Origin of the sequence: Nostoc sp. CALU 1950, from assembly GCF_051172895.1 — a bacterium.
Classification (GTDB): Bacteria; Cyanobacteriota; Cyanobacteriia; order Cyanobacteriales; family Nostocaceae; genus Nostoc; species Nostoc edaphicum_A.
Map to the genome: position 1 here is coordinate 1 of NZ_JBDNJQ010000380.1, position 1,227 is coordinate 1,227.

Below are 1,227 nucleotides of genomic sequence, written 5' to 3' on the forward strand. Positions count from 1 at the left end.
CAAGGCTTTGGGGTACTGTCCCAGACTGTCGTAAATTCCGCCAATGTTGTTGAGGCTATTGCTAACGTCAGAGCGATCGCCGATTTTTTGACGAATGGCTAAAGCTTGCTGATAGAAGTCTAAGGCTTTCGCGTACTGTCCGAGACTGTCGTAAATCGCGCCAATGTTGTTGAGCGTTGTGCCAACACCTGCGCGATCACTGATTTGTTGACGAATGGCTAAAGCCTGCTGATAGTACTCTAAGGCTTTCGCGTACTGTCCGAGACGGGAGTAAATTAAGCCAATGTTGTTGAGGCTTTGTCCAACGCCAGAGCGATCGCCGATTTCTTGACGAACAGCTAAAGCTTGCTGATAGAACTCCAAAGCTTTGGGGTATTGTCCCAGACTCTTGTAAATAAAGCCAATGTTGTTGAGGCTTTGTCCAACGCCAGAGCGATCGCCGATTTGTTTACGAATAGTTAAAGCTTGTTGAAAGTACTCCAAGGCTCTGGGGTACTGACTTAATTTGCTGTAAGATAAGCCAATCTTGTTGAGCGTTGTAGCTTCTTGAGTGCGTTCGTCCTTGACGTTGCCGTAGGCATCGCTTACTTCCTTCCTAATTACCAAAGCTTGTTGATAAAACGCGATCGCCTGGGTAAAATTAGCCTGATTGTAGTAAACATCGCCAATACTGTAGAGAGTATTACCTTCTCCCTTGCGATCTTTAGCTTGTCGATATAAAGCCAAAGATTGCTCAAATGCCTCTAATGCTGCGGGAAACTGTCTTTGCTGTAGTTTTTGTTTACCCTCTGTTAGCAGCCGATCTGCCTCATCTTCTTGATTTTCGGCAGTTTGTGCTTGTGCCAAAATTTTGTTTGTGACAACTGCAACAGCTTTGAGTTCTCCTGTGACAGCAAACGATAACAGCAGAGTTACAAGCATTACTCTCAAGCGAGCAACAGTACTTGGAAGCATATTGATAATTTGTAGATATCGGCAAATTTTAGAAGAGAATACAAGACTTTGCTGAGAATTTACGGGAAATTTATTAAATCAGGTTATTTAGTTATGCAACTCAATTGCAGACCGATACAATTCAATTGCAGACTGATACAATTCAATTGCAGGGCGATACAACTCAATTACAGGGCAATAGAACTCAATTGCAGACTGATACAATTCAATTGCAGACCGATACAATTCAATTGCAGACCGATACAATTCAATTGCAGACCGATACAATTCAAT

General features: G+C 42.8%; 2 protein-coding genes. Both read right to left on the minus strand.

The window, feature by feature from the left end; translation table 11 throughout:
* A partial coding sequence (locus ABF638_RS38020) for a tetratricopeptide repeat protein (RefSeq protein ID WP_435027891.1) occupies positions 1-954 on the minus strand: 954 nt, incomplete at its 3' end.
* Between the two features lie 87 nt (positions 955-1,041).
* Positions 1,042-1,227, minus strand: a 186-nt coding sequence (locus ABF638_RS38025; protein ID WP_435027892.1) for a hypothetical protein, incomplete at its 5' end; no start/stop codon positions are given.